This window comes from Paracoccus jiaweipingae (assembly GCF_044335505.1).
Taxonomy (GTDB): Bacteria; Pseudomonadota; Alphaproteobacteria; order Rhodobacterales; family Rhodobacteraceae; genus Paracoccus.
In genome coordinates, this window is the sequence record NZ_JBISBS010000001.1 from 304620 (window position 1) to 329962 (window position 25343).

Below are 25343 nucleotides of genomic sequence, written 5' to 3' on the forward strand. Positions count from 1 at the left end.
TGGTCTCCTCCTCCTCAGGATTTGTAAAGCGTATCGGGCAGCCATGTGACCAGCGTCGGGAACGCGATGATCAGCGCGCACATGATCAGAACCAGAATGATGAACGGAATGACGCCCTTGATGATGTCGCCCATGGTGACATCGGCGGGCGCAATGGCGCGCATATAAAACAGCGCATATCCGAATGGCGGCGACAGAAAGCTGGTTTGCAGCACCACCGCCATCAGCACCACGAACCACAGCTGGCTGACCCCCATTTCCTGAACCAGGGGCAGGAAGATCGGGAAAGACAGCAGCACGATGCCGGTCCAGTCAAGGAACATGCCAAGAATGAACACCGCGACCAGCATCACCATGATCAGCGTGGTCTGGTCATCGGCAAGGCTGCGGATCAGGTCCTGCGTGGCCGACAGGCCGCCGGTGATGTTGAACACCCCGGTAAAGGCCGTGGCGCCGACGACGATATAAAGGATCATCGCGCTGGTGCGGCCGGTTTCCAGCAGCGCGCCATAGAATGTCTTCAGCTGGAACCGGCCACGCATGATGACGATCAGCAGGGCCAGAATGGCGCCGATCGCGCTGGCCTCGGTCGCGGTGGCGATGCCGGCCAGCATCGACCCAAGAATACCCAGAATCAGCACCAGCGGCGGCACGGCCTCGACCACCAGCATCTTCCACATCTCGGCGCGGGGGATCTGTTCTTCCTCGCGGATGGCGGGGGCCAGATCGGGGCGCAGGAAGGCAATCGCCGCGACATAGATCGCATACATGACCCCAAGCGCCAGACCGGGCACCATCGCCCCGGCGAACAGTTCACCCACCGACAGGCCGGGGGCATAGGATGACATCAGGATCAGCATGATCGAGGGCGGGATCAGGATGCCAAGACAGCCTGACGCGCCGATCAGCCCCGTCGTCAGCTGCTTGGAATAGCCATATTGCAGCATCGGACGCAGCGCCATCATCCCCATCACGGTGATCGACGCCCCGATGATGCCGGTCGTCGCCGCCAGCAGGATCGAGATGAACACAACCGCCAGCCCCAGCCCGCCGGTCACGCGGGCCATCAGGTGGCGCAGGGCCTCGAACATTTTATCGGTGACGCCGCTGTCAGACAAAAACCGCGCCATCAGCACGAAAAGCGGAATGGCGATCAGGGTAAAATTGTCCAGCACATCGCCAAAGATGCGGTTGATGACGATGCCAAGCACCATCGGCTTGCCGGCGATGAACGCGCCAAGCACCGCGACGCCGCCAAGCACAAAGGCCAGCGGATGCCCCATGAACAGGCCAAGCACCAGCAGCCCGGCCATGATCAGGCCGATCATTTCACCGGACATCGAGCGGCTCCATCTGTTCAAGGTGGGTGGTGCGGCCAAGGACCAGTTTCAGGAACTCGGATATGCCCTGAATAAACAGCAGCACAGCCGCCACAGCCATGGCGATTTTCAGCGGATAGACCGGCAGCTGCACCGCGCCATAGGTCTTTTCCCCCTGATGGAAAGAGGTCATGGCGAAATCCCAGCTTTTGGTCATGAAGATCCACGCGAAGGGAAAGAAGAAGATGACATAACCCGCGGCCTCGACCCAGCGGCGCAGATTGGGGCGCATGGTGGCGGTCAGCAGGTCGACCTTGACGTGGCTTTCATGACGCAGGGCGTAACCCCCCAGCATCACGAAATAAAACCCATACAGCATCTTTGTCAGGTCAAACCCCCAGGGGGTGGGCGCGACCATGACATAGCGCATGAAAACGTCGTAAATGATGATGACGGCAAAAACGATGGCGGTGATGGACACGATACGTCCCACCGCCTCGTTCAGGCCGTCGATCAGGCGGATCAACGGCAAGATTTCCTCCCTCGGTCGTGTCGGCTGTGCGACTTTGCCCGAACTGTTCACGAGGCTTGCCTCTATGTCAACCAATGGGCAAGGTTTTGAAATCAGGCAAAAGCGGCCCTATGTCTTGCAAAGACTGCAATACCGATACGGGGGCATGACATGGCTGGTGGATGGGCGCGCGACGATGCGGTCAGCGAACAGATCGAGGTCTCGACCCGCGAGGCGCTGGAGCGGATGCGGCTGCGCAACCGGCAGGCGGGTGACAGCGCCCGGTTCTGCGCCGAATGCGACGAGCCGATCCCCGAGGCACGCCGTCAGGCCGTGCCGGGGGTGCAGCTGTGCGTTGACTGTCAGCAGGGTGCCGACCGCCAGCGCCGACAGGCAGCGGGCGGTATCAACCGGCGCGGGTCAAAGGATTCGCAGTTGAAATAGGCGGGCGGGTTCGCGAGCCTGCGCTGCCGGGCCGGGCCGGCGGTTTGCGTCTGGCCTGCGGCATCTGTGGCGGTGTGGGCAGGGGGCTGGCTGCCCCCTTGGGCCTGCGGCCCTGACCCCCGCGGATATTTGGGCCAAGGCGAAACTATTACCAGCGCAGGACGACGCTGCCCCAGCTGAGGCCGCCGCCAATCGCCTCGGTCACGATGACATCGCCGGGTTTGAAGCGGCCTTGCGCATGTGCGACCGACAGCGCCAGCGGAATGGACGCGGCCGAGGTATTGCCGTGATCGGCCACCGTCAGCACCACCTGATCCATCGGCAGGCCCATCTTTTTCGCCGTGCCTTCGATAATGCGCGAATTGGCCTGATGCGGCACCAGCCAGGTCACATCAGCCGTGCCAAGCCCCGCCTTGTCCAGCGCGGTATGCGCGGTTTTGGCCAGCTTTTCGATGGCATGGCGGAAGACCAGATTGCCCTGCATCCGCAGATGCCCCGCCGTGCCGGTGGTTGACACGCCGCCATCGACATAAAGCAGGTCGCGATAGCGGCCATCGCTGTTCAGGTCGGTGGCCAGAATGCCGCGATCCTGCGGGGTGCCCGCCGATTCGGCGGCCTCGAGCACGACGGCACCGGCGCCGTCACCGAACAGCACGCAGGTGCCGCGATCGGTCCAGTCCATGATCCGGCTGAAGGTTTCGGCCCCGATGACCAGCACCCGGTCGGCCTGACCGGCGCGGATCAGCCCGTCGGCATTGGCCAGCGCAAAGACGAAACCGGCACAGACCGCCTGAACGTCAAAGGCAAAGCCGGTTTCCATGCCCAACCCGGCCTGCACCATGGTGGCGACCGAGGGGAAGGTGAAATCCGGGGTCGAGGTCGCCAGCACGATGGCGTCGATCTGGTCCGGGGTCATACCGGCATTGTCCAGCGCGGCCCTTGCGGCGCGGATGGCCAGATCGCTGGTGGTCTGGCCTTCGGCGGCGAAATGGCGGCGCTCTATCCCGGTGCGGGCGCGGATCCAGTCGTCGGTTGTGTCCAGCTTGTCCTCGAACCAGCTGTTTTCCACCACCCGTTCAGGCAGATAGTGGCCGCATCCCCTGACAACCGCGCGTCGCATCAATCCGCTGCCCTTTCATCCGCATGAACTGTCGATGGCGCTGGCCCGGTTTCAGCGCTGTTCTGGGCCTGTTGCGCCATGCGCGCGGCCAGACGGTCGTGAAAGCCCGATTGCGCCAGCTGAAAGGCCAGCTTGATCGCCGCCGACACCCCGGTCGCATCGGCCGAGCCATGCGATTTCACCACTGTGCCGTTCAGCCCCAGAAACACCCCGCCATTGACCCGGCGCGGGTCGATGCGCTTTTGCAGGCGTTTCAGCGAGGACAGCGCCAGCAAGGCGGCGAATTTCGACATCAGCGAATTGGCAAAGGCGTCTTTCAGGAAGTCGCCCACCAGCCTGGCCGTGCCTTCGCCGGTTTTGATTGCGACATTGCCGGTGAACCCATCCGTCACGATCACATCCACCCGGTCCGAGGACAGATCGCCCCCCTCGACAAAGCCGATATAGTCAAAGCCGCCAAGCTCGGTCGTCTGGCCGATCATTTCATGCGCCAGTTTCAGTTCGGCGCGGCCCTTGTGATCCTCGGTCCCGACATTCAGCAGGCCGACACGCGGGCGCGACAGGCCCATGCCGTTGCGGGCATAGGCGGCACCCATCATCGCGTATTGCACAAGGTCGGGCGCGTCAGCGCGAATATCGGCACCGACATCCAGCATGACGTTGAACCCCTGCGCATTGCGCGAGGGCCACAGGCAGGCAATCGCCGGGCGGTTCACGCCGGGCAGCTTGCGCAGCCGGATCATCGACAGCGCCATCAGCGCGCCGGTATTGCCGCAGGACACGGCCACCGTGGCCTCGCCGGCGCGGACCGATTCGATGGCCGACCACATGCTGGTGCCCTGAGCGTTGCGAATCACCTGACTGGGCTTGTCATGCATGGTGACCACGCCATCGGCATGGCGGATGTCACAACGGCCCGCCAGAATGCGGCGCTTGTCGATCAGACGCGACAAGACCGCCTGATCGCCATGGACGACAAAGCGGATATCGGGGTTCTTTTGCGCACTATGCGCAATGCCGGCGACGACGGCCGCGGGGCCGCGGTCGCCGCCCATCGCATCGACCGATATAACAATACCGCCCCGCGACCCATTTGCGGGCGCGGGGGCGGGATCAGCCTTGCGGTCCTGCATCGGCATCGCGCAGCCCTTAGGCCGCGTCGTCGTCCAGGTCGATCTCGTTGGCCTGCGCGACCACTTCGCGGTCGGCATAATGGCCACAGGACGGGCACACATGGTGCGGACGCTTCAGTTCGCCGCAGTTCGGGCATTCGTTCGGATTGGCACCCGACAGCGCATCATGTGCGCGGCGCATATTGCGCTTGGAGCGGGTGACGCGATTCTGGGGGACGGCCATGTCACAACCTCAAAGATTCGGGGGGGCAGGAAAATGGCCCCGGTCAGTATTCGGATCAGAGCGGCGGCAATACGGCAGATCGCCCCGGCCCGCAAGACATAAGCGCAGGCGGGACGGCCGAAAGACCATCCGCATGAAGGCGCGAACATAGCGATTGGCGCCGCAAAGGCAAGAGCAGAATCGCCGCCATCAGGGTTAATCGTCGCGTTTCGCCAACAGATCGGCCAGCCCGGCAAAGGGGCGGCGCTGATCGCCCGCATCGGTGTCGTCGGGGTCGGCATCCTGCGCCGCGTCGGGCAGTTGCGCGTCATCGGCGCGCGGCCATGCCGGCAGCGCCAGCGCCAGCGCCTCGGTCGCGATGACGCCAAGGTCGATGAAGGCGCCAAGCGGCTCGACCTCGTCATCGGGCATCTCGACCTCGGTTTCCTCGGGCGGGCGCAGATGCGGCGAGAAAACCCGGCGCACCGGTTCGGACAGCGCGGTGTCGACCGGGGCCAGCGTCACCACGCATTCCTGCACCACGCGCGCCTCGATCCGGCCATCGAAAACCCACGCATCGCCGCCTTCGGCCCGCAATTCGCCGGTCAGGCGCAGGGCGGGCAGGGCGATCAGCCCCAGATCGGCGGCAATCGCCTGACGGGTGGCCTTGTCGGGCGCCAGCGTCACCGGCACCGGCTGGCGCGGGTTCAGATGGGCGACGCGCAAACGCTGCGAAAACGGTTCGGTCTGGGTCATGTCTTGCCTTTCGCGCGGCGATTCCCGCGCCTTGCATGGATTTTCTTGAGCGCCGCCGCGCAGTTTGCTAAGCGGGTCGGGTCGCGTCAACCGATTGCGGCGCTGCGGTGCCATATGCGCCCGCGACGCGGATAAAACCAGACTGGCACAAGCAGGGGGCCACCATGTTCAACAGGATGACCAGGCTGATGGTGGCTGTCGTGGTGCTGGCGGTGGCGGGATGCACCCATATCTATCGCAACCACGGCTATATCCCCCCGGCCGAGGATCTGGCCATGGTGCAGGTCGGGCAGACCACGCGCGATGAGCTGCCGGGGCTGATCGGCATTCCGTCGGCGCAGGGGCTGCTAAGCGGGGCGGGCTGGTATTATGTCGGCTCGCGCTGGGACCATTTCGGTGCCCGCGAACCGCGCGAAATCTCGCGCCAGGTGGTGGCCATCAGCTTTGCCGACAGCGGCGTGGTCAGCAATATCGAGCGATTCGGCCTTCAGGACGGGCGGGTGGTGGTGCTGTCGCGCCGCGTGACCGATTCGAACGTCGCCGGGATCGGCCTGATCCGCCAGCTTTTGGGCAATATCGGCAATTTCAACCCCGGTCAGATCCTGAAATAACCGCGACCGCCGGTCCGCTGCGCATCACCTGACCGGGCGCGGACGGCCCGCCGTCAGGCAGGCGCATCCGGCACAAAGCGCAGCGCCACCCCGTTGATGCAATAGCGCAAACCCGAAGGCGGCGGTCCGTCGGGAAACACATGCCCCAGATGCGCATCGCAGCGGTGACAGCGCACTTCGGTGCGGATCATGCCGTGGCTGGTGTCGCGATGTTCGTCAATGCCGCCACCGGCGCGGGCAAAGCTGGGCCAGCCGCAATGGCTTTCGAATTTCGCGTCCTGATCGAACAGCCGCGCCCCGCAGCACACGCATTCATAATGGCCCGGCACCTTGGGGAACCCGGCATGGGAATACGGGCGCTCGGTCCCGGCCTGACGGGTGACGTGATAGGTCAGCGGGTCCAGCTGGTCCTGCCATTCGGCATCGGTCTTGACGATTTTATCGGCCATCGGAAATGGTCTCTGGAATTGTTGCCTGTCTGTTACAAGATAGGAATAGCCCGGAACCGAACAAGCCGTGCCATGCGGCGGCGTTCGCGGATGGGGATATTCAGGGGGCAGGGATGCTGTCACTTTCCAAGGGCCGTTATGCCGTTCGGCTGGCCGATAGCGATGCGGATCTGCGGCGCGCGCAGCAATTGCGCTGGCTGGCCTTTATCGGTCAGCGCGGCGGCGTGGCGGCGGCGGGCGCGGATGTGGATGCCGATGCGCTGGACGCCGAATGCCGGCATGTGCTGGTCGAGGATACGCGCAGCGGCAGGCTGGTCTGCACCTTCCGCTTTTTGCATCTTGCGGGCGGCGCGCAGATCGACCGCAGCTATTCCGCGCAATATTACAATCTGGCCCGGCTGCGTGATTTCACCGGCCCGATGGTCGAGATGGGGCGTTTCTGCATTCATCCCGAATGGCACGACCCCAATATCCTGCGCATGGCCTGGGGGTTCATGACCGCCTATGTCGACGATCACGGGGTCGAGCTGTTGTTCGGCTGTTCCTCGTTCACGGGGACCGAGCCTGCGGCCTATGAGGACGCTTTCGCGATGCTTAAGGACCGGCATCTGGCGCCGCGGCGCTGGCTGCCGCGGGTCAAGGCGCCGCGGGTGTTCCGCTTTGCCCGGCTGCTGAAAGCGCGCAAACCGGATGCCAAACGCGCCATGGCCGCGATGCCGCCCTTGCTGCGCACCTATCTGATGATGGGCGGCTGGGTCAGCGATCACGCGGTGATCGACCCACAGCTGAACACGCTGCATGTGTTTACGGGGCTTGAGATCAAGTCGATCCCGCCAGCGCGGGTCAGGCTGTTGCGCGGGGTGGCGGGGTAAAGGTCTGCCGCGCATGGTTTTGGGCCATGACAGCCTGATTTCGGGTGCTGCAGTGGTGCTGATTCTGGGTTTCTGGTTTCAGAATATCGCGGAATGGCGCGGGGGCGGGCCGGTGTTGCCGCGCAGGTGGCGCCGGTTTGTGTCGGATCGTCAGATCGCCCCGACAGGGCCTGTCCGGCTGTGGGCATTGCTGCTGGTTTCGCTGATCGTGCCGGTGCTGATGGCTGTCGCGGTCTGGCTGCACTGGGGCGGCGTGATCACGATGATCGCCGCCGCATTGGCGGCCAGCGCCCTGTTTCAGATGGGGGCCAGCATTGTCACAGGCCAGATGATTCCCGGCACGATCAGCGGGCTTGCCGTGATGCTGCCACCGGCTGTGTGGTTGTTGTCGCTGCTGGGGCAGGGGCGACCAGCCATCTGGATGACGGGCTGGTCGCTGGCCGGTCTGGCCGTCACCCCCTTGCTGTTGGGGGCGGTGTGGTGGCTTGCTGCGCGCCTCAGAAGCGGAAGTTGAAGCGGTGGACAAAGCCCACCCCGACCGAGATCTGGTCATCATTCGCGGTGATGGGCGAATCGGCGGCGTCATTCAGCAGCTTGGTATAGGTGATGCGGCCCATGACGGCATTGCTGTCGGACACGGCATAGCGCGCCTCGATCCGGGCCTGCGCGGCTTTCAGCCCGCCCGCCGGGTCATAGGCGCGATACAGGCTGCGCGCCGATTCGGCGGGGGTGACGCCGAAATAGGCATCCATGAATTTGCCATCGCCATATTGCAGCTCGGCCAGGCCGGTCAGCGTCAGGCGGTCATTCACATCATGGGTGTATTTCGCCCCAACCTCTCCGGTGATGCCTTTGTGGCCGGTGACGCCCTTGCGGATGGCGGCATAGCTGCGGAAAGGCCCGGCGTCATAGCCAACCTTAACCCCCAGTTCCAGACTGGGGTCGACATCGTCAAGCCCGCGCAGCTTGTCTGAATCGTCACTGTCACGCTTGCCTTTCAGGTCCGCCGACAGACCCCAGCTGAAACCCTGTTTCGGGCCGCTGGCCACGCCGTCGCGCGACAGGCGCAGGTCACGCAGGATGACCCAGGGCGCGACCTTGTAATCCTCGGCACCGGGATAGTCGGGGACCGACTGCGCGCCGATGCCCATATCGGCCGACACCGAATAGCCAAGCCCCTGCGCCGCAGCGGGCAGCGCGGCAGGCAGCGCCACGGACAGGGCAAGGGCGGGGGTCAGCAGCAGGCGGGTCGAAAAGGTCATGTCTTATCCAGTCAGGTCAGGGCGTCAGGTCAGGCGGGTGCAGGCCCTGCGCCGGTCGCGATTACCGCCATCATCGGTTTGCGCAAACGCTGTCGCAAGCGCAAACCGGTGTCAGGGTTAAGATGGGGTCCGGGGCGTTGCATCCGCGCCGCGGTCGGGGGCGCGGTCGGGATCGGGGGCGGTGGCGTGGCGCCAGAAATCCGGGTCGTCATATTCGGTCGGGTCGGGGATGCCGGCCAGGGCAAAGGCCTCGGCCCGTTCGACGCAGGTGCCACAGCGCCCGCAATGCCGCACCCCGCCCTTATAGCATGACCATGTCCGCGCAAAGGGCGTGGCATGGCGCGCCCCGTCGCGCACGATATCGGCCTTGCTGCCGTGGACATAAGGCGCCAGCAGCCGCACCCGGCCCATGCCGTCCAGCGCCGCATCCTGCATCTGCTGGAAAGCGTCGATGAATTCAGGGCGGCAATCGGGGTAAATAAAGTGATCGCCGCCATGCACCGCAATCGCCACCGCCGCCAGCCCGCGCGCCGCGGCAATGCCGAATGCCGCCGTCAGCATGATCGCATTGCGGTTCGGCACCACGGTGATGCGCATGGTGTCCTGTTGGTAATGGCCGTCGGGCACATCGACATTATCGGTCAGGGCGCTGCCGGTCAGGCAGGCACCGATGGGGCGGATATCGACAATATCGTGACGCACCCCCAGCCGTGCCGCGCAATCGGCGGCACTGTCCAGTTCCTTGCGGTGGCGCTGGCCATAGTCAAAGCTGACCAGCCCGGCCAGCCGCCCCTGCGCGGCGATGCGGTGGGCCAGACTGACCGAATCCAGCCCGCCCGAGCAGATCACCAATGTATCCATTTCATCTGTCCTTGTTTTGTCCGGGTAGGCTGCGACCGGGGTTATTAACCTTGCTGCGCGATTTCCAGATTTTCCAGCGCCGTCATCCACAGATCCTCGGCGCGTGTCATGGCCTCGCGCGCTTCGGCGTGTTTACGGCCCCATTTCTCGGCTTCGGCGGGGTTGCCGTAAATTGTCGGGTCGGCCAGCTTGGCGTCCAGCTTTTCCAGCATCTCGGTCAGCTTGGCCACGCGGTCCTCGGCGCGGCGCAGTTCTGCCCTCAGCTCCAGCAGGGCATCGCGCGAGGGGCGCCTGACCGGCACAGGTGCCGGGGTTTCAGGGGCCGTGCGGGCCGGTTTGGCGGGCTTGTCCTCGCCGGCCAGCAGGCTGGCGCGGTAACCATCCAGATCGCCCTGATAGGGCGCGACCCGGCCCTGATCGACCAGCCACAGCCGGTCGGCCACCAGCCCCAGCAGATGCATGTCGTGGCTGACCAGCACCACCGCGCCGGTATAATCGTTCAGCGCCTCGGTCAGGGCCTCGCGGCTTTCGATGTCAAGGTGGTTGGTCGGTTCGTCCAGAATCAGCAGATGCGGCGCGTCGATGGTCGCGATCAACAGCGACAGCCGCGCCTTTTGCCCGCCAGACAGGCTGCCGACGCGGGTTTCGGCCTGTGCCTCGAACAGGCCAAACCCCGCCAGCCGGGCGCGCAGCCGGGCCGGGGCCTCGTCCGGGCGCAGGCGGCGGATATGGTCCAGCGGGGTCTCATCCAGATGCAGTTCGTCCACCTGATGCTGCGCGAAATAGCCGATGCGCAGCTTGCCCGACCGCGTGACCTGCCCTGCCATCGCGGGCAGGCGGTCGGCCAGCAGCTTTGACAGCGTCGATTTGCCCTGACCGTTGCGCCCCAGCAGGGCGATGCGGTCGTCCTGATCAATGCGCAGATCCAGCCGCGTCAGCACCGCGCGGTCGCCATAGCCCACCGACACCCCGTCCAGCGACAGGATCGGCGGCGATAATTGTTCCGGCTGCGGGAAGGTGAAACGGAACTGCGCGGCCTCGTGCGGGGCGGTGATCGGTTCCATCTTTTCCAGCATCTTGACGCGGGCCTGTGCCTGTTTGGCCTTGCTGGCCTTGGCGCGGAACCGGTCGACAAAGCTTTGCAGATGGGCGCGGCGGTCGGCCTGTTTGCGGGCCTCGGCGGCTTGCAGGGCGCGGCGCTCGGCGCGGGCGCGGGCAAAGGCGTCATAGCCGCCGGTATACAGCACCAGCTTGCGATCCTCGAGGTGAAGGATGTGCCCCACCGCGCGGTTCAGCAAGCCGCGGTCATGGCTGATGACGATGACGGTATGCGGGTAACGCGCCAGATACCCCTCGAGCCACAGCGCCCCTTCAAGGTCCAGATAGTTGGTGGGTTCGTCCAGCATCAGCAGGTCGGGCTGCGCGAACAGCACCCCGGCCAGGGCCATGCGCATCCGCCAGCCGCCGGAAAAATCGCTGACCGGGCGGGCCTGATCGGCGCTGTCAAAGCCAAGCCCTTTCAGGATCGCGCTGGCGCGCGCTTCGGCGGACCAGGCGTCGATATCGGCCAGCCGGGTCTGGATGTCCGCGATGCGGTGCGGGTCGGTGGCGGTGGCGGATTCGGCCATCAGCGCGGCGCGTTCGGTATCGGCGGCCAGCACCGTGTCCAGCACGCTGACATCGCTGGCGGCGGCTTCCTGCGCGACGCCGCCGATGCGGGCGCGCGGGGGCAGGGTGATGGCCCCGCCATCCAGCGACAATTCGCCTTTGATCAGTTTGAACAGCGTGGTTTTGCCCGCGCCATTGGGACCGACAAGGCCGACCTTGTGGCCTTCGGGGATGGTGGCGCTGGCGCCCTCGAACAGGGGGCGCCCGGCAATGGCATAGGTGATATCGTCAATCCGCAACATGGGTGCGGCATGGCGCAATCGCGCCCGCCCGTCAATCGCTGGCGTGTTGCCGCGTCTGGCCTGCCGGTTTGGTCAGGCGCGGGCGCGGGGCGGGTCGTGTGGCCTTTCCAAGCCGCCTGACCCGTGGTAACGGGGCGCGGATTTCCGGCGGCATGGCCGCTTTTCAGACATAAGGTAACATCATGGCCCTTCAGCGCACCCTGTCCATCATCAAACCCGATGCCACCAAACGCAACCTGACCGGCAAGATCAACGCCAAGTTCGAGGATGCCGGCCTGCGCATCGTCGCGCAAAAGCGTATCAAGCTGTCGCCCGAACAGGCGGGCAAGTTCTATGAGGTTCACAAGGACCGCCCCTTCTATGGCGAGCTGGTGGAGTTCATGGCCTCCGAACCCGTCGTCGTGCAGGTTCTGGAAGGTGAAAACGCCATTGCCAAGAACCGCGAAGTGATGGGCGCGACCAACCCCGCCGATGCCGCCGAAGGCACCATCCGCAAGGAATTCGCGCTGTCGGTTGGCGAAAACAGCGTCCATGGCTCGGACGCGCCGGAAACCGCCCGTGAGGAAATCGCCTTCTTCTTCAGCGGTCTGGAACTGGTTGGCTGATTAACGCCATCGTGACCTTTCGGGCCGTCCCTGCGGGGGCGGCCTTTTTCATGCGCGGTTGCCCAAGGGGCAGGGCTTGGGCTAGATGCTGGGAAAGCCAACACAAGGACAAGCTGCGATGCGCGCATATGTTTTTCCGGGGCAGGGTGCCCAAACCATCGGCATGGGCCGTGAACTGGCCGAGGCTTATCCCGTCGCCCGCGCCGTGTTCGACGAGGTCGACGAGGCGCTGGGTGAAAACCTGTCAGACCTGATCTGGAACGGCGATATCGAGACCCTGACCCTGACGCGCAATGCACAACCGGCGCTGATGGCGGCGTCTATCGCGGCCTTCCGCGCGCTTGAGGCCGAGGGGTTCGGCATCGACCACGCCGATTTCGTCGCCGGTCACAGCCTTGGCGAATATTCGGCGCTGTGCGCGGCAGGGGCAATCAGCCTGTCTGACACCGCGCGCCTGCTGCGGATGCGCGGGCAGGCCATGCAAGAGGCCGTGCCGGTCGGTCAGGGCGCCATGGCCGCGATTCTGGGGCTGGATTTCGAGGCCGTGGACCAGCTGGCCCGCGATGCCGCCGAGGGCGAGGTCTGTCAGGCCGCCAATGACAACGACCCGGCGCAGGTTGTGATCTCGGGGCACAAGGACGCGGTGGAACGCGCGGCGGCGCTGGCCAGGGAACGCGGCGCGAAACGCGCGCTGATGCTGCCGGTGTCGGCGCCGTTTCATTGCGTGCTGATGCAACCCGCCGCGGCGGTGATGTCGGATGCGCTGGCGGGCGTCGACATTCAGACCCCCGCGGTTCCGGTCATCGCCAATGTCCGCGCCGAACCGGTGGCCGAACCCGGCGCCATTCGCCGGCTGTTGGTCGAACAGGTCACCGGCGCCGTCCGCTGGCGCGAGTCGGTCCTGTGGATGGCCGATACCGGCGTGACCGAATTCTGGGAAATCGGTGCCGGCAAGGCGCTGTCGGGCATGATCAGGCGGATCGCCAAAGACGCCGTGACGCGCAATATCGGCACCCCGGCGGATATTGCCGGGCTGAAAAACTGATGCTTACGGGGGCTGTGCGGCCCCCGGATTGCCAATAACCAGGACAACAAAAAAGGGGTCAGCATGTTTGATCTGACAGGAAAACGCGCGCTGGTGACCGGCGCTTCGGGCGGGATCGGTGGCGCGATTGCGCAGGCTTTGCATCAGGCGGGCGCGACGGTCGCCCTGTCCGGCACGCGCGAGGCGCCGCTGGCCGAACTGGCCGCGACACTTGGCGCGCGCGCCCATGTGGTGACGGCCAACCTGTCCGACCCGCAGGCGGTCGAGGCCCTGCCCAAAGCCGCCGCCGAGGCCATGGGCGGCGTCGATATTCTGGTCAACAATGCCGGGATCACCCGTGACAACCTGTTCATGCGCATGTCCGATGACGAATGGTCGCAGGTTCTGGACGTGAACCTGACCAGCAGCTTCCGGCTGATGCGCGGCGTGCTGCGCGGCATGATGAAGGCGCGCTGGGGCCGCATCGTCAATATCACCAGTGTCGTCGGCACCACCGGCAACCCCGGTCAGGGCAATTACGCCGCCGCCAAGGCGGGTCTGGTGGGCATGTCGAAATCGCTGGCCTTCGAGGTCGCCAGCCGCGGCATTACCGTCAACTGCGTCGCCCCCGGCTTTATCGCCACGGCGATGACCGACAAGCTGAACGACGATCAGAAGGCCAAGATTCTGGGCCAGATCCCGGCTGGAAAAATGGGTGCGCCCGAAGACATCGCCAGTGCCGTGCTGTATCTGTCCAGCGCCGAAGCGGGCTATGTCACCGGGGCCACGCTGCATGTGAATGGCGGCATGGCGATGGTCTGAAAAACCGCGAAATCGGTTGCACGGGGACGGCGCGGTGCTATATCCCCGGTGCAAGGCCGCAGGGAAACCGCCCTCGGCTGTCGCGGGCATGGTCCCGCACATTTGGGCGGATGCCCGCGAAAGTGAGGAAAAGACATGAGCGATATCGCTGATCGCGTGAAAAAAATCGTTGTCGAGCATCTGGGCGTCGACGAAGACAAGGTTGTCGAAGGCGCGTCCTTCATCGACGATCTGGGCGCTGACAGCCTCGACACGGTCGAGCTGGTCATGGCCTTCGAAGAAGAATTCGGCATCGAGATCCCCGATGACGCCGCCGAAAACATCCAGACCTTTGGCGATGCGGTGAAATTCATCGAAGGCGCGGCCTAAGCCACGCCCCGCCGCCCCGCAGCGGGTGGCAGCGGAATCAAAGCGGCGTCTGACCCTGTGGTCAGACGCCGTTTTTTATGCCTGCCACCGGCCGCGCACCCGCGCGCAACTGGCAGGCCCGTCCCGGCAGACGGTGCGGCCAGCCCTGTGATGTGGGCGCGCGATCACGGCTGGGTGCGGGGATGGAACCTTCGCCCGCCCCCGCCCGTTGACAGGCCAAGTTGCCACCAACGGAAAGGACAACATCATGGCCGTGAATATCAAAGGTCTGGAAGACAACGCCCGTAAAACCGCCATCGACACGCTGAACGCGAATCTGGCCGATTACATTGCGCTGGGTCTGGCCATCAAGCAGGCGCATTGGAATGTGAAAGGCAAGAACTTCATCGCCGTGCACGAACTGTTCGACACCGTTTATGCCAATGTTCAGGAACAGATCGACATCATGGCCGAACGGGTTCAGGTGCTGGACGGCGTCGCCATGGGCACGCTTGAGGTCGTCGCGAAACAATCCGGCGTCGACGCCTATCCCACCGACCTGACCAAGGCCGAGGACCACATCCGCGAGGTCTGTAAACGCCTGCGCGCGGTCGGCGCGAATTTCCGCGAGGCGATCGACACCAATGACGAGGCTGGCGACGCCGATACCGCCGATATCTTTACCGCCGCGTCGCGTCAGGCCGACAAGGACCTGTGGTTCATGGAAAGCCATCTGGAATAACCGCGATCCAGCCAGCCCCCGGCGGGGCAAAGCCAAAAGGCGGGACCACCCGGTCCCGCCTTTTTCATGTTCGCGCCTTTTTCATGTTCGCACCGCCGCAACCGGCTGCGCGGTTATCCGGTCCGCAAAGACCCGGTCAGCGGCCCAGTTTGGCGTGAACCTCGTCCAGATCAACCTCGGCCAGCGGCATCTTGTTGTCGGGGTTGTCAAAGTCATATTTGAACAGCTGGAAATCCTTTTTATAGATTTCCCAGACCAGATGCCGCGACAGATCGTCGAAATAGTCGCTGATCTTATGGGCGCGTTTGGGACCGTGGCCTTCGGATTCGTTAAAGCGCGGCACCGCGTTCAGGTCGACCGGATGCGGGGTTTCGCAGGCATCCAGCACCTTTTGCATCCCCTCGTTGAAGGTCTCGGTAAAGAAGATCTGGTCATAGCGGCCGCCATTCACGATGAAGGTCGACACATGGCCCGCCATGGACGACCAGTGGATGTCCGGCTCCATCGGGCGGCGCCAGCGGATGGTGTCGCGGGCGAACAGCAAAAACCGGCGGAAGGATTTGATCTGGTCGAAATCAAAGCCGTCCTCGGGGCTGCCAACCTCGATCCCGTAACGCTGGATCAGTTGCGGCACCAGATTGCCGCGATAGCGTTTGCCATTGCGCTGGATGCCGGCGATCTTGTCGAAAAACGACGACAGGATGCGGCCATAGGGGTTGCGCACGCAGGTAAAGGTCAGCGAGCGATGGGCGCGGATATTGCCCTCGATCACGGGCTGGCTGGCCTCAAGCCCCCATTTGTGAAGGCCGTCCTTCGCGTCGTGAATGTCGCCGTCGAAATAATGGCCGTGATCGGAATAGAACATGATCTGGCCGATGGTCGAACAGGCGCATTTCGGCACCACGCGATAGACCATGCTTTCGCTTTGCGTCATCCATGTTCCGGAAAAACCCATATCGTGCTGGTCCTTCGCTGACGCCTGTTCCCAAGGCTGCTTGTGCCGACTGGCAAAATCGTTAGACACATTGACCAAATCGAGACGGGATTTTCAACGCCTTTCATGCCGTTGTCACGGTCTGGTGTCTGATCCGGTCCCCTGCCCGAAGGAAATGCCATGGCCCGCATCGCGTTCATCCTGCTGTGCCACAAGGACCCCAAGGGGATTATCGCGCAGGCACAACGGCTGACGGCCTCGGGCGATTTCGTGTCGATCCATTTCGATGGCCGCGCCGCCCCCCAGGATTACACCGCCATCCGCGATGCGCTGGACCATAAGCCCTCGGTCGTGTTCGCGGGCCGGCGGATGAAATGCGGCTGGGGCGAATGGTCGCTGGTCGCCGCCACGCTGGAGGCCGTGCGCGCCGCCGTGGATGCCTTTCCGACCGCGACGCATTTTTACATGCTGTCGGGCGATTGTATGCCGGTCAAGACGGCGGAATTCGCGCATGACTTTCTGGATTCCGAAGATTGCGATTATATCGAAAGTTTCGATTTCTTCAAAAGCGACTGGATCAAGACCGGCTTCAAGGAAGAGCGCCTGATCTATCGCCACCCGTTCAACGAACGCACCCAGTCGCGGCGGTTTTATGCCTTTTATGAATTGCAGCGGCGGCTGAACGTCACCCGCAAGGTGCCCGGCGACATCCAGATGATGATCGGGTCGCAATGGTGGTGCCTGCGGCGCCAGACCATTGAAAAGGTGCTGGATTTCTGTGCCACCCGCCGCGATGTGATGCGGTTCTTTTCCACCACATGGATCCCGGATGAGACGTTTTTCCAGACCGTGGTGCGCCATGTCGTCGCCGGGCGCGAGATCCGCACCCGCAGCCTGACCTATCTGATGTTCACCGATTACGGGATGCCGGTGGTTTTTTACAACGACCATTACGACCTGTTGCTGGGGCAGAATGCGCTGTTTGCCCGCAAGATCAGCCCCGAGGCGATTCAGCTGCGCGAAAGGCTGGGGGCGTTGTGGCAGGCCTGCGGGGTGCATTTCCCGATCTCGAACGAGGGGCGCGAGCTGTTTCGCTTTCTGGTCGGGCGCGGTCGCATCGGCCGCCGTTTCGCCCCCCGCTTCTGGGAGACCGAGGCCCGGCTGTCGCGGTCCAGCACGTTATTGCTGATCGTGGCCAAGAAATGGCATGTCGCCAAGCGCCTGACCCAGGCCATCCGCCAGCAGACCGACATTCCGGCGGTAGATTTCCTGTTCAATGAAACCGATGCCAGCCTGCCCGATCTGGGCGGGGTGGAAAACACCGTGGCCAAGCGCGAACGCCACCGCAAGGCGCTGATCCGGTTGCTGTTTGACCAGTTCGGCAGTGACCGGCTTGCGATCTGTGTCGACCCGTCGGCGGTGAACCTGATCGACGATCTGTCGCGCGACAAGTCCGATACGCGGGTGTTGTTCATCGAAAGCGATTTCGACGATGATTACATTCGCGGCCATATCCGCCGTGTCGGTCTGGCCGGTGATCAGACCCCGCCCGAGGTGGTCAACCGGCTGTTGCCGGTCGTGCGCAGCGATCTGGAACACGAGGCCGAGCGCCTGCACGACATGGATTTCGGCTTTTTCGGCAGCATCGGTCCCAGCCGGGACGGGTCCGCAAATGGCGCGGTGCTGGCAAAGTTCCTTGGCGTCGAGGCCCAAACCGGGCAGGATCTGGCCCAGACCCCTTACCTGTTTTCTGATTAAGGACCAAAGATGCGCCCCGAATATGACGATCAGAATATCTTTGCCCGTATCCTGCGCAGAGAGATCCCCAATAACACCGTGATCGAGACCGAACACACGCTGGCCTTTCGCGACATCGCGCCCAAGGCGCCGACGCATGTGCTGGTGATCCCCAAGGGTGCCTATGTCAGTTTTGACGATTTCGCCGCCCATGCCAGCCCGGAGGAGATTACCGATTTCATGCGCGTCGCCGCGCAGGTGGCCGAGGCCGAGGGCGTGGGCCTGATCGCGGGCGGGCAGGGGTTCCGCGCCATCACCAATGCCGGCGATCATGGTGTGCAGGAGGTGCCGCATTTCCACCTGCATATTCTGGGTGGCCGCAATATCGGGCGGATGCTGGATCTGTAAACCCAAAAGCCGGGGCGCTGCCCCGGACCCCGTGGGTATTTGGGCAACGAAGAAGGTGGCGGGCGCCGGTGCCCGCCATTTTCGTCAGCGCGTCAGGTCGACGAAGATGTCTTGCAGGTCCGGGGCCTCGATCGCGATGTCGCGCATGGGCAGGCCGGACTGGCGCAGATTGTCCAGCAGCGCGTCGGCGCGCAGTTGCGAGGGGGCATAGCTGAAGGCCAGCCGCCCATCGGGGCGCTGGTCCATCACCACGCCTTGCGGCAGCGACAGCGGCGGCAGCGGGCCGTCGGGCTGGATCAGCATGGTTTTGCTGTCCAGCCGCGACAGCAGCGCCGGGGTGGTGTCGTGAACGATCAGCTCGCCATGGTTGATAATGGCGATTTCGTCGCACATTTCCTGCGCCTCTTCCAGGTAATGCGTGGTCAGGATGATGGTCATGCCCTGTTCGTTCAGCTTGCGCACATTGGCCCACAGCATGTCGCGCAGCCCGATATCAACCCCCGCCGTCGGTTCGTCCAGCACCAGAATGCGCGGGCGGTGGACCAGCGCCTTGGCCAGCAGCAACCGGCGTTTCATGCCCCCCGACAGGTTACGGGCATAGCTTTCGGCCTGATCGGTCAGCCCCACCAGCGCCAGCAGTTCATCGGTCCAGCGTTCAGATTTGGGCACGCCATAAAGGCCGGCCTGCACCTCGAGGCTGGCGCGGGGGGTAAAGAACGGGTCGATGTTAAGTTCCTGCGGCATCACCCCGATGGCGGCGCGGGACTGGCGCGGGTTCACATCCTGATCAAAGCCCCAGATCGTGACCTGCCCGCCGGTCTTGTTCACCAGCCCGGCCAGAATGTTGATGGTGGTGGATTTGCCCGCCCCGTTCGGCCCCAGCAGGCCAAAGATGCTGCCCGCGGGGATGGACAGGTTCAGGCCTTTCAGGGCCTCTTTCGCGGGGGATCTGCCGGTCGCTGCATAGGTCTTGCGCAGCCCGGTCAGGGTAATTGCATCTTTGGGTCGGGTCATTGTGCCTGCCGTCTTGCCGCCATGCCGGGGATGGTTAGAATGGCGTCCGAATTAAACAGAACCCACGCCCCCACCACAAGGGATAACCGCCATGCAAGCCACCCAAACCCCGGCCAGCCCCGTGTCCACCGCCCCCGCCGCCCCGGAAACCCAGATCGTGACCCGCTGGAAGGTCAGCTGCTGCGGGGACGAGGCGCGCGGTCTGGGGCATCCGCTGGTCTGGCTGGCGATCCCGCGCGATACCGGCTGGGTGGAATGTGGCTATTGCGACAAGCGTTTCGTGATCGACCGCGAACACGCGCACGAGGACCACTGAGGCCGCGATTGCCGGGGTCGCGGTTGCTGACGCTTGTTTCAGCTGATCGGAACCTGGCCTGACGGACAGGGCAGGCGGTTCGGGCGGCCCGTCACCCGGTCCAGATAGTTCAGGACATTGTGCCCCGACCATGCGGTAACCGGGCGCCCGTCATCAAAGCTGCCGATTCCGGTCGTGGTGCCGGTCCATTCGTCCTGATAGGTGAACAGAACCGTGGCGCGGCGGCCATCGTCACAGTGCAGCCCGGCCTGACCCAGCCCAAGGGCATTGCGTTGGGTCCAGTGGCCGTGACAGCGGGTGCCATCGCTGATCTGGCCATGCAGCGTGCCCTGACCGCGCCCAAGGGCACGACCGTGAAACCAGCTGTCGCCATTGCCGATACAGGCCAGAACGCGGACGCAATTGGCCTGATCGCCGGTCAGCGGGCACAGCGCGGGCATCTGCGCCTGTGCGGACAGCGGTGCCAGACACAACAGCGCGAAGGCGACTGGCGGCAAGGCGTGGATCATGCGACAACCCCGGTCATGCAGAACAAAGGAAAGAATGACATGGGCAACGGATTCGGCAAGGGCCATCACCTGCACCTGATCGACGGCTCGGCCTTTATTTTCCGTGCCTATCACGCCTTGCCGCCGCTGACGCGCAAATCCGACGGTTTGCCGGTGGGGGCCGTGGCGGGCTTTTGCAATATGCTGTGGAAATATATCGAGGACGCCAAGGGCAGCGACGCCCCCACCCATGCGGCGGTGGTGTTCGATTATTCCAGCAAGACATTTCGCAACCAGATCTATGACCTTTACAAGGCCAACCGCCCCGAACCGCCCGAGGATCTGCGCCCGCAATTTCCGCTGACCCGCGATGCCACGCGGGCCTTCAACATCGCCTGTCTGGAAATCGCGGATTACGAGGCGGATGATGTGATCGCCACCCTTGCCTGTCAGGCGCGCGATGCGGGCGGGACCGCCACCATCATCAGCAGCGACAAGGACCTGATGCAGCTGGTCGGCGATGGCGTCGACATGCTGGACCCGATCAAGAACAAGCTGATCGGTCCCGACGAGGTGGCCGAGAAATTCGGCCTTGGCCCGCAGCATGTGGTCGATATTCAGGCGCTGGCGGGCGATTCCGTCGATAACGTGCCCGGCGCGCCCGGTATCGGCATCAAGACCGCGGCGCAGCTGATCGCGGAATATGGCGATCTGGAAAACCTTCTGGCCAATGCCGGACAGATCAAACAGCCCAGGCGCCGCCAGACGCTGATCGACCATGCCGACCAGATCCGCATCTCGAAACGGCTGGTCCAGCTGGATTGTGAAACCCCGCTGGATGTCACGCTGTCGGATCTTGAGGTGCGCGAACCCGACCCGGCGACATTGCTGGACTTTCTGAACGTGATGGAATTCCGCACCCTGACCCGCCGCGTGGCCGAGAAATTCGACCGCGACCTGCCCGATCTGCCCGAACCCGCCCCGGCGCCGGATGCGCCCGCCCCGGCGGATGACCCGGACTGGCCCGCGATTGATCGCGACGCATATGAAACCATCCGCGACGCGCAGGCGCTGGACCGCTGGATCGCCGCCATTGCCGGCGCCGGCGCCGTGGCTATCGACACCGAGACCACCGGTCTGGACGAGATGCGCGCCGATCTGGTCGGCATATCCATTGCGCTGGGGCCGGGGCAGGCGGCCTATCTGCCGCTGGGGCATGTCAGCGGCGAGGCCGGGGACGGCCTGTTTGCCGATACCACCCGCGCCGATGGCCAGATGGACCGCGATCAGGCGCTGGCGGCGCTGAAGCCGGTGCTGGAAGACCCCGCCATCCTGAAAGTGCTGCAAAACGCCAAATATGACTGGAAGATTTTGGCCCGTTACGGCATCCGCATGACCCCGGTCGAGGATACGATGCTGATGTCCTATGCGCTGAATGCGGGGGCGCATCATCACGGGATGGACGATCTGGCGGATCGTTACCTGAACCACATCTGCATTCCCATCAAGGACCTGATCGGCAGCGGCAAATCGCAGATCACCTTTGACCGCGTGCCCATCGACAAGGCCGCCCCCTATGCCGCCGAGGATGCCGAGGTCACCTGGCGTCTGTGGCAGATCATGCGCCCGCGCCTGTCGCGCGAAGGCGTCACCACGGTTTATCAGACGCTGGAACGCCCGATGATCCCGGTGCTTGCGGATATGGAAATGACCGGCGTGCGGGTCGATACCGATACGCTGTCGCGCATGTCCAACGCTTTTGCCCAGAAAATGGCGGGGCTCGAGGCCGATATTCACGCGCTGGCCGGTGCGCCGTTCAATGTCGGCAGCCCCAAGCAATTGGGCGAGGTGCTGTTTGACAAGATGGGCCTGTCTGGCGGCAAACAGGGCAAGACCGGGGCCTACAGCACCAGCGCCGATGTGCTGGAGGATCTGGCCGCCGAGGGCCACGACCTGCCCGCCCGCGTGCTGGACTGGCGGGCGCTGTCCAAGCTGAAATCGACATATACCGATGCGCTGCAAACCCATGTGAACCCCGACACGGGGCGGGTTCATACCAGCTATTCCATTGCCGGGGCGGCGACGGGGCGTCTGGCCTCGACCGACCCGAACCTGCAAAACATCCCGATCCGGTCCGAGGAAGGCCGCCGCATCCGCGAGGCTTTCGTGGCCGGGCCGGGCATGAGGATTGTCAGCCTCGATTACAGCCAGATCGAGCTGCGGATTCTGGCCCATGTGGCCGATGTGCCGGCACTGAAACAGGCCTTCCGTGAGGGGATCGACATTCACGCCCTGACCGCCAGCCAGATGTTCGGCGTCCCGGTAGAGGGAATGGACCCGATGATCCGCCGTCAGGCCAAGGCGATCAATTTCGGGGTGATTTACGGCATTTCGGGCTTTGGTCTGGCCCGCAATCTGCGCATTCCGCGGGCCGAGGCGCAGGCATTCATCGACACCTATTTCCAGCGCTTTCCCGAAATTCGCGCCTATATGGACCGCACCATTGCCGATGCCAAACGCGACGGGTTTGTGCGCACCCTGTTCGGGCGCAAGATCCACACCCCCGGCATTAATACCAAAGGCCCGGCGGCGGGCGGGGCACAGCGCGCGGCGATCAACGCGCCGATCCAGGGTGCCGCCGCCGACATTATCCGCCGTGCGATGATCCGAATGCCGCAGGCCATCCGCGATCTGCCTGCGCAGATGCTGTTGCAGGTCCATGACGAACTGATCTTCGAAGTCCGGCAGGACGCCGTTGACCCGCTGATCACGGCGGCCCGCACGGTCATGGAAGCCGCCGCCGAACCCGCGGTCAAGCTGGCCGTGCCGCTGGTGGTCGATGCGGGGCAGGGCGATAACTGGGCGCAGGCGCATTAATGTCATAACATCCCGGCTACTATGTAACATATTGTTTTCGGGGTGAATTGATGCGATGCACAGGGTCAGCCAGACACCCCGCCGGGTGTCGCGCCAGCATATCCATCAGGCGTAAAGGGCAGGATCATGTCAGTTCACACGCATCCCCATGACAATGGCGCGTCCGGCAGCCATGATCACCACGACCACGACCACGACCATGGCCATCACATCCACGGTCATGGGCATGGGCACACGCATGGGCACCACCACCCGCAACTGACGGGTGGCAAGGCCGACCGGGCGATCATGTGGGCGGTGGTCGTCAACCTGATCCTGACCGCGGCACAGATCGGCGGCGGCTGGCTGGCCGATTCCGTCGCGCTGATGGCTGATGGCGTGCATAACCTGTCCGATGCCATGGCGCTGGTGCTGGCCTTTGGCGCCCGCCGCCTGTCGCGCCGCGCCGCCAGCGCCGATTTCAGCTATGGCTGGGGCCGGGCCGAGATCGTCGCCGCCTTCGTCAACTATCTGGCGCTGATCGTCATTTCCGTCTGGCTGGCGGTCGAGGCCGGAATGCGGCTGATCGACCCGCCACAGGTCGCGGGCGGCTGGGTGATGGGGCTGGCGGCGCTGGCGCTGGTGGTCGATCTGGCAACGGCGGCGCTGGTCTGGCGCGCGTCGCGCGACAGCGTGAATATTCGCGCGGCCTTTCTGCACAATCTGGCCGATGCCGGGGTATCGGTCGCGGTGATCATCGGCGGCGCGCTGATCTGGGCCTTTGGCTGGCAGATGGTGGACCCGATCCTGACCATCGGTATCTCGGTCGCGATCCTGCTGCATATCCGGGCCGATATGGGTCCGGTGCTGCGGATGCTGATGCTGGCCGCGCCGCCGGGCGTGGACAGCGCGCAGGTGCTAGGGGCGCTGGCGGACCTGCCGCAGGCGCGCGACGCCCATCACCTGCATCTGTGGCTGATTGACGAACACCGGCCGGCGGCCTCGGTCCATCTGGTTGCCGCGCCGGGTGCCGATTTTCCGCAGCTGACGCGCGCCGCCAAGGCCCTGCTGGCCAACCGCTTTGGCATTACCCATGCCACGATCGAGGTCGAAACCGGCCAATGTGCCGACGACCACGGCTGATCTTCATCATGGCTTAAATATCCACGGGGGTGCGGGGGCAGTCAGACCCCGCTTTTCCCTTGCGGCGCAGGATCAGATGGCCGGGGAATGGCCCTTGGCCTCCATGTCATAGGCATCGAACATCCGCGCGATCATCCGGGTCAGCGGACGCCCCGCGACCGGGATGCGCAGGCCCTGTGCGTCAACCTGCACCATCTCGCCAAAGCGCTCTTTGACCGGGGCGTAAAGCGCCGCCAGCTGGGGCGCCGTCATGCCGTGATCGCGGATCATCTCCGCATTGCGGATTTCGAAATCGCACATCAGCGCCTCGATCAGGCGCGAGCGGCGGATGTCATCGGCGCTGAATACATGCCCCCGGCTGGTCGAAAACTGGCCGTCGCGAATGGCTTTGACATGCGCCCCGGTCGCCGGCGCGTTCTGGGCATAGCCCTGCGGAAAGCGCGAAATCGACGACGCCCCCAGCCCCACCAGCGCCACCGCCAGATCGTCGGTATAGCCCTGAAAATTGCGCCGCAGCCTGCCGGCCTTTTGCGCCGCCGCCAGCCCGTCGCCGGGCAGGGCGAAATGGTCGATGCCGATGGCGTCGTAACCATCCGCCATGAACAGCCGTTCAGCGGTTTCAAACAGCCGCAGCCGCATGTGCGGGTCGGGCAGCGCCTCGGCCGGGATCATCACCTGCCGCTTGGCCATCCACGGCACATGGGCATAGCCATACAGCGCCACCCGGTCAGGCGACAGGGTCAGCAGCTTTTGCACCGATTCCGCGATCTTTTCCGGCGTCTGGTAGGGCAGGCCGAACAACAGATCGGTGTTCAGGCTGGCAATGCCCCGGTCGCGGATCATGTCGACGGCCTGTTTGGTGACGCCGAAGCTTTGGTCGCGGCCGATGACTTTCTGAATTTCGGGGTCGAAATCCTGCACGCCAATGCTGGCGCGCGTCAGCCCGGCATCGGCCAGCGCGTCCATCCGGGCCTCGTCGATCTCGTTCGGGTCGATCTCGACCGAGAATTCGCCGCCATCGGCCAGCGGGAAGGCATCGAACACCGCGCCCGCCAGCGCCCGCATCATGTCCGGCGGCAGCATGGTCGGTGTGCCGCCGCCCCAATGCAGCCGCGACAGGCGCACGCCCGGTGCCATCTGCGATTTCAGCAGCGCGATTTCATCCAGCAACGTGGCGGCATAGGCCCGCACCGGGTCGTCGCTTTGCGTCCCTTGCGTGCGGCAGGCGCAGAACCAGCACAGCCTGCGGCAAAACGGCACATGCAGGTAAAGCGAGATCTCGGCCCCCGCCGGAATGGCGTGGACCCATGACTGGAAATGCCCTGCGCCCACCTCTGGCTTGAACTGCGTCGCCGGGGGATAGCTGGTATAGCGCGGGACTCGGCTGTCGAACAGCCCAAGGCGGGTGAGTTGCGATTCATCTTTCATAAAGATATCTATGCTAAAGAAAGCGCGA

At 64.2% G+C, this 25343-nt stretch carries 28 protein-coding genes; 14 read left to right on the top strand and 14 right to left on the bottom strand.

Annotated elements, in window-relative coordinates; genetic code table 11:
- Window positions 1-14: 14 nt before the first annotated feature.
- Both ACFXP9_RS01595 and ACFXP9_RS01600 read right to left on the bottom strand, forming a co-directional pair.
- Window positions 15-1340, bottom strand: coding sequence for a TRAP transporter large permease (locus tag ACFXP9_RS01595; protein ID WP_397208034.1), 1326 nt, complete (start codon window positions 1338-1340; stop codon window positions 15-17).
- Window positions 1330-1851: a TRAP transporter small permease subunit gene (locus ACFXP9_RS01600; RefSeq protein ID WP_397208036.1), complete on the bottom strand. Its 522-nt coding sequence runs from the start codon at window positions 1849-1851 to the stop codon at window positions 1330-1332. The genes ACFXP9_RS01595 and ACFXP9_RS01600 overlap by 11 nt, the downstream gene beginning before the upstream one ends.
- Before the next feature lie 150 nt (window positions 1852-2001).
- Between ACFXP9_RS01600 and ACFXP9_RS01605 the strand changes: the two genes are divergently transcribed.
- Window positions 2002-2274, top strand: a complete 273-nt coding sequence (locus ACFXP9_RS01605; RefSeq protein ID WP_397208038.1) for a DksA/TraR family C4-type zinc finger protein — start codon at window positions 2002-2004, stop codon at window positions 2272-2274.
- Window positions 2275-2422: 148 nt separating this feature from the next.
- On the opposite strand, the gene ACFXP9_RS01610 is transcribed toward ACFXP9_RS01605, so the two are convergent.
- From ACFXP9_RS01610 to ACFXP9_RS01625, 4 genes are all read right to left on the bottom strand, one after another.
- On the bottom strand, window positions 2423-3394 hold the full coding sequence (locus tag ACFXP9_RS01610) for a beta-ketoacyl-ACP synthase III (RefSeq protein WP_397208039.1): 972 nt from the start codon (window positions 3392-3394) through the stop codon (window positions 2423-2425).
- Window positions 3394-4527 (bottom strand): phosphate acyltransferase PlsX, encoded by a 1134-nt coding sequence (gene plsX, locus ACFXP9_RS01615; protein WP_397208181.1) that lies wholly within the window; start codon window positions 4525-4527, stop codon window positions 3394-3396. Before plsX ends, ACFXP9_RS01610 begins: the two co-directional genes overlap by 1 nt.
- A 16-nt stretch (window positions 4528-4543) precedes the next feature.
- Window positions 4544-4750 (bottom strand): 50S ribosomal protein L32, encoded by a 207-nt coding sequence (gene rpmF, locus ACFXP9_RS01620; protein ID WP_397208041.1) that lies wholly within the window; start codon window positions 4748-4750, stop codon window positions 4544-4546.
- A 195-nt stretch (window positions 4751-4945) separates the two neighbouring features.
- Window positions 4946-5485, bottom strand: coding sequence for a YceD family protein (locus ACFXP9_RS01625; RefSeq protein WP_397208043.1), 540 nt, complete (start codon window positions 5483-5485; stop codon window positions 4946-4948).
- 164 nt (window positions 5486-5649) lie between these two features.
- Between ACFXP9_RS01625 and ACFXP9_RS01630 the strand changes: the two genes are divergently transcribed.
- Window positions 5650-6096, top strand: a complete 447-nt coding sequence (locus ACFXP9_RS01630; protein WP_397208044.1) for an outer membrane protein assembly factor BamE — start codon at window positions 5650-5652, stop codon at window positions 6094-6096.
- Between the two features lie 53 nt (window positions 6097-6149).
- On the opposite strand, the gene msrB is transcribed toward ACFXP9_RS01630, so the two are convergent.
- Complete coding sequence (msrB, locus tag ACFXP9_RS01635) at window positions 6150-6545, bottom strand: peptide-methionine (R)-S-oxide reductase MsrB (RefSeq protein ID WP_397208046.1); 396 nt, start codon at window positions 6543-6545, stop codon at window positions 6150-6152.
- Between the two features lie 113 nt (window positions 6546-6658).
- Between msrB and ACFXP9_RS01640 the strand changes: the two genes are divergently transcribed.
- Both ACFXP9_RS01640 and ACFXP9_RS01645 read left to right on the top strand, forming a co-directional pair.
- Window positions 6659-7417, top strand: a complete 759-nt coding sequence (locus ACFXP9_RS01640; protein ID WP_397208048.1) for a GNAT family N-acetyltransferase — start codon at window positions 6659-6661, stop codon at window positions 7415-7417.
- A gap of 13 nt (window positions 7418-7430) precedes the next feature.
- On the top strand, window positions 7431-7931 hold the full coding sequence (locus tag ACFXP9_RS01645) for a hypothetical protein (RefSeq protein WP_397208050.1): 501 nt from the start codon (window positions 7431-7433) through the stop codon (window positions 7929-7931).
- Here ACFXP9_RS01645 and ACFXP9_RS01650 read toward each other — a convergent pair.
- From ACFXP9_RS01650 to ACFXP9_RS01660, 3 genes are all read right to left on the bottom strand, one after another.
- Entirely contained in the window at window positions 7915-8679 is a 765-nt protein-coding gene (locus ACFXP9_RS01650) for a MipA/OmpV family protein (RefSeq protein WP_397208052.1), read from the bottom strand. The two genes, ACFXP9_RS01645 and ACFXP9_RS01650, sit on opposite strands and share 17 nt — an antisense overlap.
- Window positions 8680-8796: 117 nt before the next feature.
- Window positions 8797-9540: a 7-cyano-7-deazaguanine synthase QueC gene (gene queC, locus ACFXP9_RS01655; protein ID WP_397208054.1), complete on the bottom strand. Its 744-nt coding sequence runs from the start codon at window positions 9538-9540 to the stop codon at window positions 8797-8799.
- Between the two features lie 44 nt (window positions 9541-9584).
- The gene (locus ACFXP9_RS01660) at window positions 9585-11450 is read right to left on the bottom strand and encodes an ABC-F family ATP-binding cassette domain-containing protein (RefSeq protein ID WP_397208056.1); all 1866 of its coding nucleotides are present in this window, start codon (window positions 11448-11450) and stop codon (window positions 9585-9587) included.
- Window positions 11451-11632: 182 nt separating this feature from the next.
- On the opposite strand from ACFXP9_RS01660, the gene ndk reads away from it, so the two are divergent.
- The 5 genes from ndk to dps all read left to right on the top strand — a co-directional run bounded on the left by ndk (window position 11633) and on the right by dps (window position 14991).
- Window positions 11633-12055 (top strand): nucleoside-diphosphate kinase, encoded by a 423-nt coding sequence (gene ndk, locus ACFXP9_RS01665; RefSeq protein WP_397208058.1) that lies wholly within the window; start codon window positions 11633-11635, stop codon window positions 12053-12055.
- Window positions 12056-12173: 118 nt separating this feature from the next.
- A complete protein-coding gene (fabD, locus tag ACFXP9_RS01670; protein ID WP_397208060.1) occupies window positions 12174-13100 on the top strand; it encodes an ACP S-malonyltransferase in 927 nt (308 codons plus the stop codon).
- 63 nt (window positions 13101-13163) lie between these two features.
- Window positions 13164-13901 (top strand): 3-oxoacyl-ACP reductase FabG, encoded by a 738-nt coding sequence (gene fabG / locus ACFXP9_RS01675; protein WP_397208062.1) that lies wholly within the window; start codon window positions 13164-13166, stop codon window positions 13899-13901.
- A 135-nt stretch (window positions 13902-14036) separates the two neighbouring features.
- A complete protein-coding gene (locus tag ACFXP9_RS01680; RefSeq protein WP_397208064.1) occupies window positions 14037-14270 on the top strand; it encodes an acyl carrier protein in 234 nt (77 codons plus the stop codon).
- A 247-nt stretch (window positions 14271-14517) separates the two neighbouring features.
- Entirely contained in the window at window positions 14518-14991 is a 474-nt protein-coding gene (dps, locus tag ACFXP9_RS01685; protein ID WP_397208066.1) for a DNA starvation/stationary phase protection protein Dps, read from the top strand.
- 136 nt (window positions 14992-15127) lie between these two features.
- On the opposite strand, the gene ACFXP9_RS01690 is transcribed toward dps, so the two are convergent.
- Window positions 15128-15946 carry a sulfotransferase family protein gene (locus tag ACFXP9_RS01690; RefSeq protein ID WP_397209929.1) on the bottom strand — a complete coding sequence of 273 codons (819 nt, stop codon included), beginning with the start codon at window positions 15944-15946 and terminating at the stop codon, window positions 15128-15130.
- Window positions 15947-16105: 159 nt separating this feature from the next.
- On the opposite strand from ACFXP9_RS01690, the gene ACFXP9_RS01695 reads away from it, so the two are divergent.
- Both ACFXP9_RS01695 and ACFXP9_RS01700 read left to right on the top strand, forming a co-directional pair.
- Entirely contained in the window at window positions 16106-17683 is a 1578-nt protein-coding gene (locus ACFXP9_RS01695) for a DUF5928 domain-containing protein (RefSeq protein ID WP_397209931.1), read from the top strand.
- A gap of 9 nt (window positions 17684-17692) precedes the next feature.
- Window positions 17693-18070 (top strand): HIT domain-containing protein, encoded by a 378-nt coding sequence (locus ACFXP9_RS01700; protein WP_397208071.1) that lies wholly within the window; start codon window positions 17693-17695, stop codon window positions 18068-18070.
- Window positions 18071-18154: 84 nt separating this feature from the next.
- Here ACFXP9_RS01700 and ACFXP9_RS01705 read toward each other — a convergent pair whose 3' ends face one another.
- Window positions 18155-19084 (bottom strand): ABC transporter ATP-binding protein, encoded by a 930-nt coding sequence (locus tag ACFXP9_RS01705; protein WP_397208073.1) that lies wholly within the window; start codon window positions 19082-19084, stop codon window positions 18155-18157.
- Window positions 19085-19175: 91 nt separating this feature from the next.
- On the opposite strand from ACFXP9_RS01705, the gene ACFXP9_RS01710 reads away from it, so the two are divergent.
- Window positions 19176-19400, top strand: a complete 225-nt coding sequence (locus ACFXP9_RS01710) for a zinc-finger domain-containing protein (protein ID WP_397208075.1) — start codon at window positions 19176-19178, stop codon at window positions 19398-19400.
- A 38-nt stretch (window positions 19401-19438) separates the two neighbouring features.
- Here ACFXP9_RS01710 and ACFXP9_RS01715 read toward each other — a convergent pair whose 3' ends face one another.
- Window positions 19439-19909, bottom strand: a complete 471-nt coding sequence (locus tag ACFXP9_RS01715; RefSeq protein ID WP_397208077.1) for a hypothetical protein — start codon at window positions 19907-19909, stop codon at window positions 19439-19441.
- A 39-nt stretch (window positions 19910-19948) separates the two neighbouring features.
- On the opposite strand from ACFXP9_RS01715, the gene polA reads away from it, so the two are divergent.
- Window positions 19949-22765, top strand: coding sequence for a DNA polymerase I (polA, locus tag ACFXP9_RS01720; RefSeq protein ID WP_397208079.1), 2817 nt, complete (start codon window positions 19949-19951; stop codon window positions 22763-22765).
- Window positions 22766-22891: 126 nt separating this feature from the next.
- Complete coding sequence (locus ACFXP9_RS01725; protein WP_397209933.1) at window positions 22892-23887, top strand: cation diffusion facilitator family transporter; 996 nt, start codon at window positions 22892-22894, stop codon at window positions 23885-23887.
- Between the two features lie 72 nt (window positions 23888-23959).
- Here the strand turns inward: ACFXP9_RS01725 and hemN are convergent, their stop codons facing one another.
- Complete coding sequence (gene hemN / locus ACFXP9_RS01730; protein ID WP_397208083.1) at window positions 23960-25315, bottom strand: oxygen-independent coproporphyrinogen III oxidase; 1356 nt, start codon at window positions 25313-25315, stop codon at window positions 23960-23962.
- Window positions 25316-25343: the final 28 nt, after the last annotated feature.